Origin of the sequence: Rhodococcus sp. 14-2470-1b (assembly GCF_002259415.1) — a bacterium.
Lineage (GTDB): Bacteria > Actinomycetota > Actinomycetes > Mycobacteriales > Mycobacteriaceae > Rhodococcoides.
Genome location: NZ_NPFY01000016.1, coordinates 241,105 through 257,722 on the forward strand (window position 1 = coordinate 241,105; position 16,618 = coordinate 257,722).

The following is a 16,618-nucleotide window of genomic DNA, read 5'->3' on the forward strand; positions in this document are numbered from 1 at the left end:
CTCTTTCGCTGTAGCAATTTTGGCTATCGTGGCGCTCGAATTCGGATAGATTTTCGAGTACGATTCTAGAAGTTACTTCTGAAAGAGGCCGCGATGTGGATCTCGAACGATGCAGTGTCGAAAGAATCGGTATCGAAGAATGCCGTGCCGGTTCCTGGTGTGGCAACACGGGTGGCGCCGAGGGTCGAGTGGCTTCTCGCCCCGAATGCGGGAGCATGGACCTTCGAGGGCACCAATACGTGGATAGTCGGCGAACCGGACGCCGATGCCTGTGCGGTGATCGACCCCGGACCGAAGGATGCAGACCACATCGAGTCGTTACTTCGGGTCATCGGACGCCGCTCGGTGTCCTACGTGGTGCTGACACACGGTCACAACGATCACGAGGGTGCCGCGAGCGGCATCGTGGATGCCACGGGCGCTCGAATCGTGAGAGCCAGAAAAGAGATGTCTCACAGCAACTTTCCCGACGAACTGGATGACGGAATCGAAGTCCGGTTGCTTCCGACGCCCGGCCACACACGGGATTCACTGTGCGTCTACTTGCCTGCCGACAGAATAGTGTTCACCGGAGACACCCTGCTGGGCAGCGGATCCCCTGTGGTGCACCCGGAACTGCTGCGAGAGATGCTCGACAGTCTGCGAACGTTGCGAGCGCTCGGAGCGTCGACCGCCGTGACCGCACTACCCGGGCACGGTCCCGTTGTCGCGGACTTGGCTGCGTCGGCAGATCGCCGACTGAACGCGCGCAACAGGAGGATTCGACAGGTGCGTGACCTGTTGTCCGAGCGGGAGATGTCCATCGACGAGCTCGTTACCCGGATGTACCCGGAGGTCGAGCACCCCGACGTCCTCTCGGCTGCCCGCAGCTCGATCCTCGCCATGGTCAACTATCTGAACGAGGAATCGGCGCTCGGCCGTACCGTCCTGCAGGACGATGCCCGATGACGGCACGTTCCGATACCGGCGAGGCCGACGCTCGGTGTGAAGCGGAGCAGGACACGCGCCCGGAACGTGAGGTCATGCGCGATGCATGGCGGACGTTGAGTGTGGTCGCCTTCGCGAGCATGGTGATAGGAATGTCCGGTAGCGCACTGAACGTCGCTCTCCCCACGGTCGCACGACATTTCGATGCCAGTAGTCTTGCCGCCAGCTGGATACTCCTCGCCTACATGCTCACCAACACGGTGTTGCTCGTGGCGTTCGGTCGCATGGCGGACATGTTCGGTCGTAGAACGATGTATCTCACCGGGCTCGCGTTCTACACCGTCGGAAGCATCGCGTGCGGGCTCGCTCCCAATGCCTGGTGGTTGGTGGGTTTCCGGGTGATTCAGGCTGCGGGCGGCGCAATGCTGTTGACCAACAGCGCAGCTCTTGTCACTGCGGCCTTTCCGCGCCGTCGACTCGGCGAGGGAATGGGCATCTATCTCGCATCGTTTTCCATCGCTCAGCTCTGCGGACCGACGCTCGGCGGACTGCTCGCTCAACAGGCAGGCTGGCAATGGGTCTTCTGGTTCAACGTTCCGATCGGGATTCTCTGCTTGCTGTGGGGATTCATCGCCCTGAAGCCGTCACCGCGGACCGGTCGTTCGTACTCGCTCGATCTGCGAGGCAACGCCATGATCCTCGTGGCACTGACGTGCGGTCTTGCGGCGCTGTCGCAGGCCACATCGCTCGGATGGTCGCACCCTCTCGTCATCGGCGGGCTGATCGTCAGCGCTGCAATCGTTCCCCTGTTCCTGTGGTTCGAGAAGTCCGTCGACGATCCCTTGATCGATATCCAGTTGTTCAAGCACTGGCCGTTCGGATTCGGACTGCTTGCGTCGTTTCTCAATTCGATTTCGCAGAGTGGCGTCGTACTGCTGATGGCGTTGTACTTCCAAGCGGTTTCGGGGGTCACACCGCTCGTCGCTGGAGTGATGGTGCTGCCGGTGGCCATCGCAGCACTGACGGCATCGCTCAGTTCGGGTCCGTTGCAGCGGATCGTGTCGCCGTCGACCCTCGCCGTGACGGGCAATGTCGTGACAGTCGTGGCGCTCGTTGTTCTGTTCGTGGGAACAACTGGCCGAATGCCGCTCTGGGTACTTCTGGTGGGGTTGGCCATCGCCGGTTTCGGTTCGGGTCTGTTCATGCCGTCCAACGCGACAGCGATCATGGGCGACCTGCCCGACGAAAGACTGGGGATCGCCAACGCGATGCGCCTGTTGCTGCAGACAAGTGGATTCGTCGTCGGCACTGCTGTGATTCTGTCGGTCGTGACGAGTGCGCTACCGCTCGACCTGCGCAAGTTCGTGTTCGCGGGCACGATCAGCGAGATCTCGGACTCGGCTGTCGAGCAACTACTGACCGGATACGGGCGAACAATTATCGCGATGATCGCGGTGGCAATCCTGACAGTCGGAGTCTCACTCTTCGCACGACACTCGCGCACCGCCGGTCGACGATGACCGGCGGTGCAGCGGAGTCCTACTTCAGCGCCCGGTTGACGGCCGAGACGACGGCGCGCAGGGATGCTGTGGTGATCGAGGTCGCGATGCCTGCACCCCAGACGGTGACGGCGGTGCCGTTCGGTCCGGTGACGGAGGCTTCGACGTACGCAGCGGCCTGAGCGTCGTCGCCCGCGGACATGGCGTGCTCGGAGTAATCGAGGACGCTGACGTCGTAACCGACGGTCGACAGGGCGTCGACGAAGGCTGCGAGCGGCCCGTTGCCGGAGCCGGTGATGTCCTGTTCGACACCGTCGAGCTTGACCGTCGCGACGATGTTGTCGGTGCCGCCGTCTGTCTCGGCGGCGATGACGCGCTGCTTGATGCGTTCGAGCGGGCGGATCGGTGACAGGTACTCCTGCGCGAAGACGTCCCACATCTCCTTGGGTGAGACTTCGCCGCCTTCGCCGTCGGTGATGCGCTGCACCGCCTGAGAGAACTCGATCTGCAGTCGACGCGGCAGCGCCAGGCCGTGATCGGACTTCATGATGTACGCGACGCCACCCTTGCCGGACTGCGAGTTGACTCGGATGACGGCCTCGTAGGTGCGACCGACGTCCTTCGGGTCGACGGGCAGGTACGGAACCTGCCAGGTGATCTCGCCGATATCCGAACCCTGCTCGTCCGCAGTGGCTTTCATCGCGTCGAGGCCCTTGTTGATGGCGTCCTGATGGCTTCCGGAGAACGCGGTGTACACCAGGTCGCCGCCGTACGGGTGACGCTCGTGCACGGGCAGCTGGTTGCAGTACTCGACGGTGCGGCGTACCTCGTCGATGTTGGAGAAGTCGATCTGAGGGTCGACGCCACGGGTGAACATGTTGAGCCCCAACGTGACCAGGCAGACGTTGCCGGTGCGCTCACCGTTACCGAACAGGCATCCCTCGATGCGGTCGGCTCCGGCTTGGTAGCCCAATTCGGCTGCAGCGACGCCGGTTCCGCGGTCGTTGTGGGGGTGCAGCGACAAGATGATGCTGTCGCGCCGATCGAGATTGCGGCTCATCCACTCGATGGAGTCGGCGTAGACGTTGGGCGTCGCCATCTCCACCGTTGCGGGCAGGTTCAGGATGATCGGCTTCTCGGGCGTCGGGTCGATGATGTCGACGACGGCGTCGCACACCTCCTTGGCGTACGCGAGCTCGGTTCCGGTGTAGGACTCCGGCGAGTACTCGTACCGCCAGTCGGTGTCCGGGTAGTTCGCGGCGACCTCGAGGCATTTGCGGGCACCGTCGGTGGCGATCTTCTTGATCACGTCACGGTCGGCGCGGAAGACGACGCGCCGCTGCAGAATGGACGTCGAGTTGTAGAAATGGACGATCACGTTCTTCGCGCCCTCGCAGGCGAGGTACGTGCGCTCGATCAGTTCCGGCCTGCACTGGGTCAGGACCTGGATGGTCACGTCGTCGGGAATCGCGCCGTCTTCGATGATCTCGCGAACGAAGTCGAAGTCGGTCTGACTCGCGGAGGGGAACCCGACCTCGATCTGCTTGTAACCCATACGAACCAGCAGATCGAACATACGACGCTTGCGTGCTGGGCTCATCGGGTCGATGAGAGCCTGATTGCCGTCACGCAGGTCGACGGCACACCACTGCGGTGTTCGGTCGATGACCTTGTCCGGCCACGTGCGGTCGGGGAGCGTGATGGGCTCGACTTCTTCGGCGAACGGGCGGTACCGGTACGTCGGCATCGACGAGTTCTTCTGGGTGTTCCATACGGGCTGATCGCTGGGAGCGGGCCGCGACGGAGGAGTGATGGTGCGCGATCCGGATGTGAAAGCGTCGGCTGGTGACATTGGTGTGATCTCCGAGGTTACTGGCTGTACTTGGATATCGACCGGCGCGATGAAACCCCGCGACGGGAAGCCAGTCTGGATCAGACCCCGTCGCGGCGATCGAGGAGAAGCGCGCGCTGCATGAATGCGAGTGTACTACCGCACCTCCACCTCTCACGGCCGGGTTCACCGATCTCGGGTCAGTCGGGTAGACGACGCAATTCGACGACGGTCAGGCCCAGGGCATCGAAGCGGGCCAACATGCCGCGCAGGGCCGTGTCGTCGTCGATCGGTCCGAACATGCGAGTGAACGTAGCGGGGACACGTGTGATCGACAGATCGGGGAACGCAGCTTTCGCACGGTCGGACAGGTCGCCTTCGACGACGAACTCGTACCGGATTCCGTGCGTTACGCCGCCAGCGGGTTGAGCCATGTGTCCTCGCTCCACGAAGAGAAATCGATGCTTCTCCACCAGCGTCCGCGCCCGGGTGACCCACTGCATCACCCGTAGCAGATGAATGAATCGCAAGGGGAGTTCCGGTCAGAGCAGCCCGAGTTCGTGGGCGGCGGCGATGGCGTCACGACGGGAGCGGACTTCGAGCTTGCGGTAGATGCCGCGCAGATGTGTCTTGATGGTGTTGACGGAGACGAAGTGGTCCGCGGCTATCTGCTCGGCCGTCCGCCATGACGGGAGTTCGCGCAGCAGTTCCAGCTCGCGGCGGGTCAGTGCGGCATTCGGTGATCGGTCGGCGCCCGCTCCGGCATGTGGAACGGAGGCGCGGGCGAGGTCCGCGAAGGGCTCGAGCAGCCCGAACCTGCCGTGGTTGTGTGTCAGAACGTCGCGCACCGGGGCGCCCGCTTCTGCGAACGGAAGCAGTATCGACTCCGGTTGCGCGGCGGTGAGGGCTGCGACGATGGAGTCGAAGGCGCGTACCGGATTCTTCCGTTCGACGGCGACAGCGGCGGCTGCGAGCAGGGCGCGGATCGAGTTCACCGGGTTCAGGCAGCGCTTGGTGCCGTCGACGACACGGGTCAGTTCGGTGTCGGCGGCGTCGAGGCGTCCGGCTCGTCGGTGCAGTTCGGCCGCCAGGAGGTGGACTTCGCCGATCGGACCGAGCCTTCGGGCTGTGAGGTCGACGAACTCCGCGGCGCGATGAAGTTCTCCCTGTGCGAGGTATCGACGTTGGATCATCGGGGCGAGCAAGGCTTCGAATCCGGGTAGCGCGGGCCGTTCCAGTTCGGCCCGATCGCGCTCGTTCGGTGCGGAACGGCCCGGGTCGTCGGATGCGCCGAGGGCCCATCGCGCTCGGCGTCCGTAGCTCGCGATGGCCAGGTCAGGTGAGGTGCAGATCGCGCGCCAGACGTCATCGGGTGCGGCCTCGGACGGCGTGAGCCGCACGATGCCGACGAGCAACTCGACCGACTGCGCGATTGCATGCACGGGCGATTCGGTCAGTCCGTGCGTCGTCGAGTAGCGGAGGGCATCCTGCGCGGCATCCTGCGCGTCGGTCAATTGTGTTGCGAGGAAGTGACTTCCGGCGATCGTGGCCAGGCATGTGAGCGCTGTGAGATGCAGATTCCCGGCCTGTGCGTGCGCGACGGCATCGGACAGATGGATGTTTGCGGCGGCCCGTCGTCCGACATGAAGTTCGGCGAGGCCTGCGACCATCGACGCGTAGGCGTCGAGATCCGGTGATCCGGATTGCCCGATTCCGACGCGCAGGGCCCGGTCCAGCGGAGTCGCCACAATTCCCGTGTAGAGCGAAGCGTGCAGATCGAGTGCCCTGCGCAGTACCTCGGCGCGGGGGTCGCCCGGGTCGTCGCCCGATCGTCGGAGTGCGGACAGGATGCTCACTGCGGGTGCGATCCGACCGGTTGCCAGGAGAGCGGCCGCGCTGACCAGTCCTGCCCGAACATCGCGTCGAACATCTGCCGGGCTGTGCTCGACGGCGTCGAGCACCTGGGGGCCGTCACCGCGCAACACCATGCCCAGGCCGGACTCGGACAGAATGTCGAGGATTCGCGTGCAGTCGGCGGCGTGCACGCTGTGCTGGAGTGCGAACAACGGGTGGCGTGAGTCGGTGAACCACGAGGACGTGACGCGCTCGAGGTTCCTGATCTGCTCGGCCCCGAGGCGCGCGATCTCCGCGCGGAGATAACCACGCATGAGCGGGTGGTACCGGTAGCCGGTCTCGGGCCCGGGAATGCGATCGACGAGGAAATTCTGTGCGAGGAGACCGTCGATGATGTCCTGGCAGCGACGTTCACCGGTGAGCTTCTCCGCGAGGTCGGCCGTGAACCAGTCGGGGACGGACGTCTCGATCAGGAACGTCCGGACGTGAGGCGGAAGGCTGGAAAGGACCTCGCCGACGAGGTAATCCGCGACGGTGTGCTGTGTTCCGGTGAATGCGTCGATGACCTCGGACGGCGACCGCGTGCCCGTCAGAGTCATTCCGGCAAGCCGCAGGCCGGCCGCCCATCCCTCGGTCCGAACCATCAGCTTGGACAGATCGTCCTCTGCGAGAACGGTCCCGGTGCGTGCCAACATCGCGGCCGCTTCGTCCGCGGTGAACGCGATGGCAGCCTGGGAGATGTCGTGCACTCGACCGTCCAGGCGCAACTTCTGCAGCGCCAGGGGTGGTTCGAACCGTCCGGCGAGAACCGTGCGGACAGTGCGCGGCGGCCAACGCAGGAAATTACCGAGCAACGACAGTGCGTCGTCGTCGTGGAGTAGATGCGCGTCGTCCAGAATCAGCGTCACCGGACGATCCACCGATTCGAGTGCCTCCACGAGCCGGGCACCGAAGCTGCCCGACGAGTCCGTCGGTGACGGCACCCTCGCCATCGCATTGCTCAGCGCGTGCGAACCCGCATGCTCGAACGCCGACACGACCGAGGATCGCAGATGCGCGACGTCGTTGTCGGACTCCTCGACGGTCAGCCAGGCCACCGACCCGGTACGCGCCCGTTCGTCGGCGACGATCCAGTCGACCAGCAGTGTCGTCTTTCCGGACCCCGCCGGTGCGGTCACCAGGGTCACCACCGACGGATCGGCGTCGTCGGCGAGCATCGTGAGCAGGCGGGGACGGCTGATCGTGGTTCGAGGACGAAGGGGAATTCTGCTGCGCAGCTCGGGCGGCGTCACCGCGGGCTGCCGAGACGGCGTCGAGAGTGAAGACAGGGGCAACGTGGTCATACACGACCCTCTCCCGACGAAAAAGGCGCATGTGATGCGATGGACCGGCCAATAGTATTCCGGTTCTTGCGATTTCGGGAAGTAACGCTCGATTCGGACACCGTTCGGTTTGCTTCGGCGGGGTGCGGGCGATGGGCCGTCCGCTGAGGGCCGACAACCGGTACCCGACCGCCGAAACTGCCTGTTTATCCGGACGGACTCCACGTTTCACGATCGTCGCATCGGAGTGACCCGAGCGTGGGCGTCGGGCAGATTTCCTGGATTCGGGGCCGGGCTGGGGCGTGAGCGGCCGGGGGAGACGCTCCCGGTGCCCGTCGGCGGACGGAAGATGCAGGTCAGGGGCGCTGTTGCCGTACCACCAGCGCAAGGAGAGGCTGGACCTCGGTAAGGTAGCTCCGGCAAGTTACACCAATCGAGACGCACCCAAGCAGCGGAGGTACACACGCGTGGCTCTCATCGTCCAGAAGTACGGTGGATCGTCGGTGGCTACCGCCGAACGTATCCGACGCGTTGCTGAACGAATCGTCGAGACCAAGAAGGCGGGCAACGACGTGGTCGTCGTCGTGTCCGCAATGGGTGATACCACCGACGAGCTCCTCGACCTGGCCGAGCAGGTCTGCCCAGCGCCACCCGCGCGCGAGATGGACATGCTGCTGACGTCGGGCGAGCGCATCTCCAACGCCCTCGTCGCGATGGCCATTCATTCTCTCGGAGCCGAGGCACGCTCCTTCACCGGATCGCAGGCAGGCGTCGTCACGACGAGCGTGCACGGCAACGCCAAGATCATCGACGTCACCCCCGGCCGCGTGCGCGACGCCCTCGACGAGGGCTCGATCGTCCTCGTCGCCGGCTTTCAGGGCGTCAGCCAGGACAGCAAGGACGTCACGACGCTCGGACGCGGTGGCTCGGACACCACGGCAGTCGCGTTGGCGGCGGCACTGAACGCCGACGTCTGCGAGATCTACACCGACGTCGACGGCATCTTCACCGCCGACCCCCGCATCGTTCCGAATGCGCGCCACCTCGACACGGTCTCGTTCGAGGAAATGCTCGAGATGGCGGCCTGCGGAGCCAAGGTGCTCATGCTGCGCTGCGTCGAGTACGCACGTCGCTACAACGTTCCCGTACACGTTCGGTCGTCGTACACCACGAAACCCGGAACCATCGTCTCCGGATCTATGGAGGACATTCCTGTGGAAGAAGCCATTCTCACCGGCGTCGCACACGATCGCAGCGAAGCCAAGGTCACCGTGGTCGGTATCCCCGACTCCCCGGGGTACGCGGCGAAGATCTTCCGCGCCGTCGCGGACGCGGAGATCAACATCGACATGGTGCTGCAGGGAGTGTCGAAGGTCGACACCGGCAAGACCGACATCACGTTCACCTGCCCCAAGTCCGACGGCCCGACGGCAGTGGAGAAGCTCACCAAGCTGCAGTCCGAGATCGGTTTCGCGCAGGTTCTCTACGACGACCACATCGGCAAGGTCTCTCTCGTCGGTGCCGGAATGAAGAGCCACCCGGGCGTCACGGCTACGTTCTGCGAGTCCCTCGCGGACGCAGGCGTCAACATCGACCTGATCAGCACGTCGGAGATCCGTATCTCCGTTCTGGTCAACGACAATCAGCTCGACGAGGCCGTGCGTGTACTGCACGAGGCATTCGATCTCGGCGGCGACGAAGAAGCCGTCGTACACGGAGGTACAGGACGATGACCGTAGTTGCAGTCGTAGGAGCCACCGGTCAGGTCGGCGCCGTCATGCGAACCCTGTTGGAAGAGCGCAACTTTCCGGCCGACACGGTTCGATTCTTCGCGTCGGCGCGGTCGGCGGGCAAGAAGCTGCCGTTCCGCGGCGAGGAGATCATCGTCGAGGATGCGTCGACCGCGGACCTCGCCGGGATCGACATCGCGTTGTTCTCCGCCGGTGCGACGCTCTCTCGCGAGCAGGCCCCGCGCTTCGCTGCGGCGGGTGCCGTCGTCATCGACAACTCGTCTGCGTTCCGCAAGGACCCCGACGTTCCGCTCGTGGTCAGCGAGGTCAACCCCGACGCGGCGAAGAACCCGCCCAAGGGCATCATCGCCAACCCCAACTGCACCACGATGGCCGCAATGCCGGTCCTGAAGGTGCTGCACGACGAGGCTGGCCTGCAGCGGCTCATCGTCTCCAGCTACCAGGCGGTCTCGGGCAGCGGCCTGGCCGGTGTCGAAGAACTCGCCACCCAGGCGCGCGCCGTCATCGACGACGCGGAAAAGCTCGTGCACGACGGTTCGGCGGTCGACTTCCCGGCGCCGAACAAGTACGTCGCACCCATCGCCTTCAACGTGCTTCCGCTGGCGGGATCGCTGGTCGACGACGGTTCCGGTGAGACGGACGAGGATCAGAAGCTCCGTAACGAGTCGCGCAAGATCCTCGGACTGCCGGACCTGCTGGTCAGCGGCACGTGCGTCCGTGTCCCCGTCTTCACCGGTCACTCGCTGTCGATCAACGCCGAGTTCGCGTCGCCGTTGTCGGTGGAGCGTGCACGGGAACTGTTGGCCTCGGCACCGGGCGTCGAGCTCGTCGACGTTCCGACCCCGCTGCAGGCTGCGGGCAAGGATGCATCGCTGGTCGGTCGGATCCGTCAGGACCCGGGTGCTCCCGAGGGCCGCGGACTCGCGCTCTTCGTGTCCGGCGACAACCTGCGCAAGGGTGCAGCTCTGAACACGATCCAGATCGCAGAACTGCTCGTTTAGGCGCCTTCGGCGCACGTGAGTGGAACTGTAGGCTGCGGGGCAGGAGCGGAGCCGGCGGAGCGACCAGAATGCACCGAATTTCCACTCACAGCAGGGGGGGTGTCGTGTGAACGAGATGTCACGGCGATCTGCGTTTCGCCTGGCCGCCTTCGGTGTCGTCGCCGCGGCGCTACCGGCGTCGTCGGCCGTGCGCCGCGCGACCGCGGACGACATCTTCGGCGGCCACAGTCCACTGCTGTTCCACTCGCCGCCCCTGCAACCGTTCCGCGACGAGCTCCCTCGTCTGCCCGTCGTCTCCGGCACTGCCGTCGAGCTGAGGGCGCGGAGCGGATCGCATTCCTTCCACGCGGATCTCGCGCCCGGTCCGACGTTCGGTTACGGCGATCTCGACTACCTCGGGCCGACGATCGAGAGCGTCCAAGGTCAGCCCTGGACGTTGCGCTACAGCAACGACACGGACGGTAATCCGTTGGCCGCCGACGTCGACACCTCCCTGCACGGCATGAGCGAACACGACCGGCACATGACGCCGACCTCGCTGCATCTGCACGGGGCGATCACGCAGCCCGATTCCGACGGGCACTCCGAGATGCTGGTCCGTCCCGGCGAGTCGCTGACCCACAGTTTTTCCGGCCTGAACGACGCGGCCGGGTTGTGGTACCACGATCACGCGATGTCCATGACGCGCATCAACGTCTACGCGGGGCTCGTCGGTGTCAATATCGTTCGTGATCAGCATGACTCGGGGGCAGCGGACAATTCGCTCGGACTCCCGTCCGGCGAGTTCGAGATCCCGCTGGTGCTGCAGGAGAAGATCATGAATCCCGACGGATCCATGAGTATCCGGTCCAACATCACTGTGCCGCAGGGTAAGTGGGAGGGCGGCGGAACCGGCGACGTCGGCGTCGTCAACGGAAAGATATGGCCGACGATGGAAGTCGCGCGCGGCCTCTACCGCTTCCGTATCGTCAACGCGGGTTCGTACTCGGTGTGGAATCTGTTCATGTCGGGCCAACGGAGTGCACAGCGGCTGCAGTTCTGGGTCATCGGGAACGACGGCGGCCTGCTCGACGCGCCGGTTCGCACCGACAGTGTTCGTCTGGCGCCGGCGGAGAGAATCGACGTGCTGGTCGACTTCGGCGTGTTGGAACCCGGCGAGCTGATCGAGTTGCGCAACGACGAGCCGCCACCGGCGCAGGCCGCGTCGCTGGGAGCGATACCGATGCCGTTGTTCTGCCAGTTCAGGGTGGCGTCGGGCCGCGGGTTCACCGGCGATGTCATGACCATGTACCGAGGCGGGAAGGGGCAGCCTCCACTTCTGCCTGCGCTGCCTCAGGTTCAGGTGCAGCGCACCGTCACCGTGAATCAACCGTCGGCGGGCCTGTCCTTGGCGCCGCCCATGATGACGCTCAACAATCTGCGGTACAGCGACCCGGATATCGAGATGCCCGCGCAGGGAGCCGTCGAGCAGTGGAACATCGTCAACACCACGCTCGAACCGCACCCGATTCACCTGCACCTGGTGCACTTTCGGACTCTCGGTCGCGCGCCGATCGATCTCGCCGCCTACCAGCGCGACAACCCGCGACCCGACGTCGGGATCAAATGGGCTCCCGACGTCGAACGGTACGTCAGCGGGCCGGTTGCTCCGCCTGCGCTTTGGGAAGCCGGTACGAAGGACACCGTCAACACCTACCCGGGAACGGTCACGCGAATTCTGGTCCGGTTCCCGCGCGCCGACGAGCTCGGGTTCGACCCGGACGCGACGTTTTCCGTCGGTTCGGGCGGGCATCACGGATCTGCTGAATTGCAGGGCTACATGTGGCATTGCCACATGCTCGACCACGAGGACCACGAGATGATGCTCCGCTACCGCCTGGTGTGAGGCCTGCGGTGTGATGGTCGTTGGCCGATCTCACTGCCAAACTAAAAAGCAGTCTGGACTGTTTGTTGATTTTCCGTTACGGTCAGCAGTGTGACCCAGAGCACCGAACTGACCGAACGCCGCACGCAAGCGGAACGCACGGCGGGCACGCAGGCCAAACTTCTCGACGCGGCGATCGAGTGCCTCGTCGAGCTCGGCTTCGCGCGGACCAGCACGCAGGAGATCGCTCGACGTGCCGGCGTGTCCCGTGGAGCGCAGCTGCATCATTTTCCGACGAAGGAGGCGCTGGTTACCGCCGCCGTCGGCCATCTCGTGGACAAGCGACTCGCAGAAATCCTGGCCGCGAAGCCCGATCCCGAGCGCGGTGTCGAGGTGTTGAGCGAGGCCTTTTCCGGCCCGCTCTTCTACGCAGCGCTCGAATTGTGGGTCGCCGCCAGGACAGACGCAGCCCTGCACGAGGCGATGCTACCGCTCGAACGCAAGGTGTCCGAGGCGCTGATGGGAGGTGCGTCCATCGTCATGGGTAGCCGAATGTCCACCGAGAGCATAGAACTCAGCATAGAACTGGCACGTGGACTGGCCGTGTCGGCCTTGTTCCGTAGCCCCGACGCCGACGCCGCACTCCGGTCGCGGTTGTTGCCCGCATGGGAGCAGAAGGTGATGGAATGGTGATCCCCAGTTCGGTCGATGTACTGGTCGTCGGTGCAGGATTTGCCGGAATAGCCGCAGCCACCAAGGTTCTCGACGCAGACCCGTCGGCGGACGTGCTCGTCATCGAGCGTGCAGCCGACGTCGGTGGGACGTGGCGAGACAACACCTACCCCGGGTGTGCGTGTGACGTGCCGACGTCGCTCTACTCGTTCTCGTTCGCACAGAGCCCCGAGTGGACGCACACGTTCGCCCGGCAGCCGGAGATCTACGCATACCTCAGGGGAGTCGTGGAGCGGACGGGTCTGCGCGAGCGCATCGTCACCGAAACCGAGTTGCTCGGCGCCACATGGGATTCCGCGTCCTCCCGGTGGAACGTGCAGACGTCGTCCGGCCCGGTGTCGACGCGTGTGCTCGTCGCGGCGACGGGTGCTCTGTCGACTCCGAAACTTCCCGAGGTGCCCGGTATCGAGACGTTCACCGGCGAGATGTTCCACTCCGCGACGTGGAACCACGATCACGACCTGACGGGTAAACGCGTCGCCGTCATCGGCACGGGCGCATCCGCCGTGCAGTTCGTGCCCGAGATCGCCGACCGCACCGAGCGACTCACAGTGTTCCAACGAACTCCCGCGTGGGTCATTCCTCGGTTGGACCGCACCCTCGGCCGCGTCGAGAAGGCCATGTACCGACGTTTCCCTTTGTCGCAGAAAGCGGTTCGGGCTGCCATCTACAGCTACCGGGAGGCATACGTCCTCGGTCTGGCGCGCTTTCCGAAGGTACTGCCGCTGGTGTCGATCGTAGCGAGGGCGCACCTGCGTCGACAGGTGAAGAACCCGGCGAAGCGGGCGGCTCTCACGCCGAACTTCGTCATCGGATGCAAGCGGATCCTGCTGTCCAACGACTGGTTGAAGACCCTCGACCGAAGCGACGTCGACCTGGTGGCAAGCCGGCTCGCCTCGATCGGGGAGGACTCGGTCAGCGCGGCCGACGGCACGTCCTACTTGGTGGACACGATCATCTTCGCCACCGGATTCACCCCGACGGAACCACCGGTCTCGCACCTGCTCGTCGGCGACAGCGGGGAGACGCTCGCTCAGAAGTGGGGTGGCAGCCCCAACGCATTCCGAGGCACCACCGTCAGCGGATTCCCGAACCTGTTCCTGATGTACGGGCCGAACACCAACCTCGGCCACAGCTCCATCGTCTACATGCTGGAATCCCAGGCCGAGTACGTGGTGTCCGCGTTGGCGCAGATGCGTGAGCGGGGGATCGGCTCCGTCGACGTCACGGAAACCGCCCAGAAGGAATACAACACGTGGATCCACGACTCGCTGGCCGGAACGGTGTGGAACTCCGGCGGTTGCTCGAGTTGGTACCTGGACTCCGAAGGGAAGAATCCGGTGATGTGGCCGACCTACACGTTCACGTTCCGTAACTCGACCCGGACGTTCGACCTGGACAAATACGAAACGAAAGGTTCTGCGAGATGACCCATTTCGACGTTCTTGTCATCGGATCAGGGTTCGGCGGGAGCGTCAGCGCGCTGCGCGCCGTCGAGAAGGGATACAGCGTCGGCGTGCTGGAATCCGGACGGCGCTTCGCTGACGATCAGCTGCCGAAGACCAGTTGGCGACTGAGAAAATACCTGTGGGCACCCGCCCTCGGGTGCTACGGAGTACAGCGCATTCATCTGCTCCCCGACGTACTCGTCATGGCGGGCGCAGGCGTCGGCGGTGGATCGCTGAACTACGCGAACACGCTCTACCAGCCACCCAAGCGATTCTTCGAGGATCCGCAGTGGGCAGGTATCACTGACTGGCACCGTGAATTGGGCCCCTACTACGACCAGGCGAAACGCATGCTGGGCGTCGAGACCAACCCCACGATCACCCCGTCGGACAAGGTCATGAAGGAAGTGGCCGAGGACATGGGGGTGGGGGAGACGTTCACCAGCACACCCGTCGGTGTGTTCTTCGGTCAGCCGGGAAGGACCGATCCGGACCCGTTCTTCGGCGGCGTCGGGCCGGCACGGACCGGCTGCACCGAATGCGGATCCTGCATGACGGGATGCCGCGTCGGGGCGAAGAACACACTCGTCAAGAACTACCTGCATCTCGCGGAACACGCCGGTGCACAGATCTTCCCACTGACGACGGTCACCTCCGTCCGACCACGCGCAGGGGGAGGCTACGAGGTGGTGACTCGTCGCACGGGCGCAAAACTGCGCCGGGCCGACACCGTCATGACGGCCGACCAGGTGGTCTTCGCGGCTGGTACCTACGGCACCCAGAAGCTGCTGCTGGCGATGAAGGAGACCGGGCAGTTGCCCAAGCTGTCCGACCGGATCGGCGGCCTCGTCCGCACGAACTCCGAGGCCGTCCTCGCCGCGACTGCGCGGGGCCGCGAGATCGACTACACACAGGGCGTCGCGATCACGTCGTCGTTCCATCCCGACGATCACACGCACATCGAACCCGTTCGATACGGCAAGGGCAGCAACGCCATCGGCCTCCTGCAGACAGTGCTGAGCGACGGAGGGGGCCGCACGCCTCGGGTGCTGAAGACTCTCGGCGTCGCGCTGCGACACCCCGGTGCTGCACTGCGCAGCCTGTCCGTCCGTCGCTGGTCCGAGCGCACCGTCATCGCGCTCGTCATGCAGACCGACGACAATTCGCTGGAACTCGGCTCGAAGAAGGGATTGTTCGGCAGGCGTCTGACCAGCCGTCCGGGCCAGGGCGACCCACCACCGCAGTGGATCCCGCAGGGGCACGAGGCGATACGGATGCTCGCGGACAAGATCGGCGGTGATCCGGGTGGCTCCATCGCCGAGATCGTCAACATCCCGATGACTGCCCACTTCCTCGGAGGGTGTGCGATCGGCGAGAACGCCGAGCGCGGCGTCGTCGACGCCTACCACCGGGTGTACGGATACGACGGACTCCACGTCGTCGACGGTTCGGCGGTGAGCGCCAACCTGGGTGTCAATCCGTCTCTGACGATCACCGCCCAGGCCGAGCGAGCCCTGGCGCTCTGGCCCAACAAAGGCGAGGCCGACCAGCGACCGTCGCAAGAAGAGCCCTACCGAGAGATCAAGCCCACGCAGCCTCGCTCGCCGGTCGTGCCCGCCTCTGCCCCAGGTGCCCTGCGCCTTCCCCTGACCGTGAAAGGAGCGTGACGGGTATGTGGAGTGTCAGTGAATCCGAGTCACCCAGAACCGAGTGGCCGACGAGCCCACCGCCGCCCTGGCCTGCGTCGGTACGCGCCACGATCTGGTGGCATCGGGCGACCGGAGAGGGACGCGCCCTGCTTCCGCAGAAAGACCTCCCGGTGACCGTTGCCATGGTCGTCGACTATCTGGATTCGCCGGTCGGCCCGTACCGAGAGATCCTCGCCAGCCCGGTCCTGCGGAGGCCGGGGAAGCTCATCGGCGCGATGCCTCGCATGGCCGTGCCGTTCATCGCCGTCGACTCCGAGACGTCGGTGCACGGGGGACGCACCCATTGGAACCTGCCCAAAGTGCTCGCACACTTCGGCGGCGACGTGCTGGGGACATCGACGGCAAGCGGCGACGGATGGGCCGTGAATGTCGCGTCACGAAGCGTCGGACCGCGGTTTCCCATGCGGGGTGGGATCGGCTTCGCGCAGCCCGTGGACGAGGAGGTCTCCCTTGCGGGCGCCTCCCTGAAGGGCAAGGCGAGACTGTGCCGTGTGCAGGTGGATGCGGAAGGGCCGTCGCTGGGTGAGTGGCTGCGTTCCGGCTCCCACTTCGGCCTCCAGATCGTGTCCGGGACCATGTCGACGGGTGCATCGCGGCTGGTGGGTGACGTCGAAGTCTGAGGACCGGTTTCATCTGGTCGTTCCTGCTGGCTCAACTCCCGTCTTTTGACTGATTCAAAA

Annotated in this window: 12 protein-coding genes; 9 read left to right on the plus strand and 3 right to left on the minus strand. The window is 64.9% G+C overall.

Annotated features, from left to right (window positions below):
- Positions 1-93 precede the first annotated feature (93 nt).
- A complete protein-coding gene (locus CH293_RS13260) occupies positions 94-948 on the plus strand; it encodes an MBL fold metallo-hydrolase (protein WP_052068028.1) in 855 nt (284 codons plus the stop codon).
- A complete protein-coding gene (locus CH293_RS13265; protein ID WP_037143222.1) occupies positions 945-2,447 on the plus strand; it encodes a DHA2 family efflux MFS transporter permease subunit in 1,503 nt (500 codons plus the stop codon). Before CH293_RS13260 ends, CH293_RS13265 begins: the two co-directional genes overlap by 4 nt.
- A 19-nt stretch (positions 2,448-2,466) precedes the next feature.
- On the opposite strand, the gene leuA is transcribed toward CH293_RS13265, so the two are convergent.
- From leuA to CH293_RS13280, 3 genes are all read right to left on the minus strand, one after another.
- The gene (gene leuA, locus CH293_RS13270) at positions 2,467-4,278 is read right to left on the minus strand and encodes a 2-isopropylmalate synthase (protein WP_037108420.1); all 1,812 of its coding nucleotides are present in this window, start codon (positions 4,276-4,278) and stop codon (positions 2,467-2,469) included.
- A 179-nt stretch (positions 4,279-4,457) separates the two neighbouring features.
- Positions 4,458-4,691 carry a hypothetical protein gene (locus CH293_RS13275; protein ID WP_037108810.1) on the minus strand — a complete coding sequence of 78 codons (234 nt, stop codon included), beginning with the start codon at positions 4,689-4,691 and terminating at the stop codon, positions 4,458-4,460.
- A gap of 108 nt (positions 4,692-4,799) precedes the next feature.
- Positions 4,800-7,454, minus strand: a complete 2,655-nt coding sequence (locus CH293_RS13280) for a LuxR C-terminal-related transcriptional regulator (protein WP_255122840.1) — start codon at positions 7,452-7,454, stop codon at positions 4,800-4,802.
- A 446-nt stretch (positions 7,455-7,900) separates the two neighbouring features.
- Between CH293_RS13280 and CH293_RS13285 the strand changes: the two genes are divergently transcribed.
- The 7 genes from CH293_RS13285 (at position 7,901) to CH293_RS13315 (ending at position 16,558) form a co-directional block, all read left to right on the plus strand.
- Complete coding sequence (locus CH293_RS13285; protein ID WP_019662923.1) at positions 7,901-9,166, plus strand: aspartate kinase; 1,266 nt, start codon at positions 7,901-7,903, stop codon at positions 9,164-9,166.
- Entirely contained in the window at positions 9,163-10,185 is a 1,023-nt protein-coding gene (locus CH293_RS13290) for an aspartate-semialdehyde dehydrogenase (RefSeq protein WP_037108425.1), read from the plus strand. Before CH293_RS13285 ends, CH293_RS13290 begins: the two co-directional genes overlap by 4 nt.
- Positions 10,186-10,300: 115 nt before the next feature.
- The gene (locus CH293_RS13295; RefSeq protein WP_255122841.1) at positions 10,301-12,070 is read left to right on the plus strand and encodes a multicopper oxidase family protein; all 1,770 of its coding nucleotides are present in this window, start codon (positions 10,301-10,303) and stop codon (positions 12,068-12,070) included.
- Between the two features lie 90 nt (positions 12,071-12,160).
- Positions 12,161-12,742, plus strand: coding sequence for a TetR/AcrR family transcriptional regulator (locus CH293_RS13300; RefSeq protein WP_019662926.1), 582 nt, complete (start codon positions 12,161-12,163; stop codon positions 12,740-12,742).
- On the plus strand, positions 12,736-14,211 hold the full coding sequence (locus tag CH293_RS13305; protein ID WP_094720471.1) for an NAD(P)/FAD-dependent oxidoreductase: 1,476 nt from the start codon (positions 12,736-12,738) through the stop codon (positions 14,209-14,211). The genes CH293_RS13300 and CH293_RS13305 overlap by 7 nt, the downstream gene beginning before the upstream one ends.
- Positions 14,208-15,896: a GMC oxidoreductase gene (locus CH293_RS13310; protein ID WP_037143227.1), complete on the plus strand. Its 1,689-nt coding sequence runs from the start codon at positions 14,208-14,210 to the stop codon at positions 15,894-15,896. Before CH293_RS13305 ends, CH293_RS13310 begins: the two co-directional genes overlap by 4 nt.
- Positions 15,897-15,901: 5 nt before the next feature.
- The gene (locus tag CH293_RS13315) at positions 15,902-16,558 is read left to right on the plus strand and encodes a hypothetical protein (protein WP_037108435.1); all 657 of its coding nucleotides are present in this window, start codon (positions 15,902-15,904) and stop codon (positions 16,556-16,558) included.
- The last annotated feature ends 60 nt before the right edge of the window (positions 16,559-16,618 follow it).

Coding starts and splice junctions, on each gene's coding strand:
- leuA (WP_037108420.1), bottom strand. CDS start 4,278: ATGTCACCAGCCGACGCTTTCACATCCGGATCGCGCACCATCACTCCT.
- CH293_RS13280 (WP_255122840.1), bottom strand. CDS start 7,454: ATGACCACGTTGCCCCTGTCTTCACTCTCGACGCCGTCTCGGCAGCCC.
- CH293_RS13290 (WP_037108425.1), top strand. CDS start 9,163: ATGACCGTAGTTGCAGTCGTAGGAGCCACCGGTCAGGTCGGCGCCGTC.
- CH293_RS13260 (WP_052068028.1), top strand. CDS start 94: ATGTGGATCTCGAACGATGCAGTGTCGAAAGAATCGGTATCGAAGAAT.
- CH293_RS13295 (WP_255122841.1), top strand. CDS start 10,301: ATGTCACGGCGATCTGCGTTTCGCCTGGCCGCCTTCGGTGTCGTCGCC.
- CH293_RS13305 (WP_094720471.1), top strand. CDS start 12,736: ATGGTGATCCCCAGTTCGGTCGATGTACTGGTCGTCGGTGCAGGATTT.
- CH293_RS13275 (WP_037108810.1), bottom strand. CDS start 4,691: ATGGCTCAACCCGCTGGCGGCGTAACGCACGGAATCCGGTACGAGTTC.
- CH293_RS13265 (WP_037143222.1), top strand. CDS start 945: ATGACGGCACGTTCCGATACCGGCGAGGCCGACGCTCGGTGTGAAGCG.
- CH293_RS13315 (WP_037108435.1), top strand. CDS start 15,902: ATGTGGAGTGTCAGTGAATCCGAGTCACCCAGAACCGAGTGGCCGACG.
- CH293_RS13310 (WP_037143227.1), top strand. CDS start 14,208: ATGACCCATTTCGACGTTCTTGTCATCGGATCAGGGTTCGGCGGGAGC.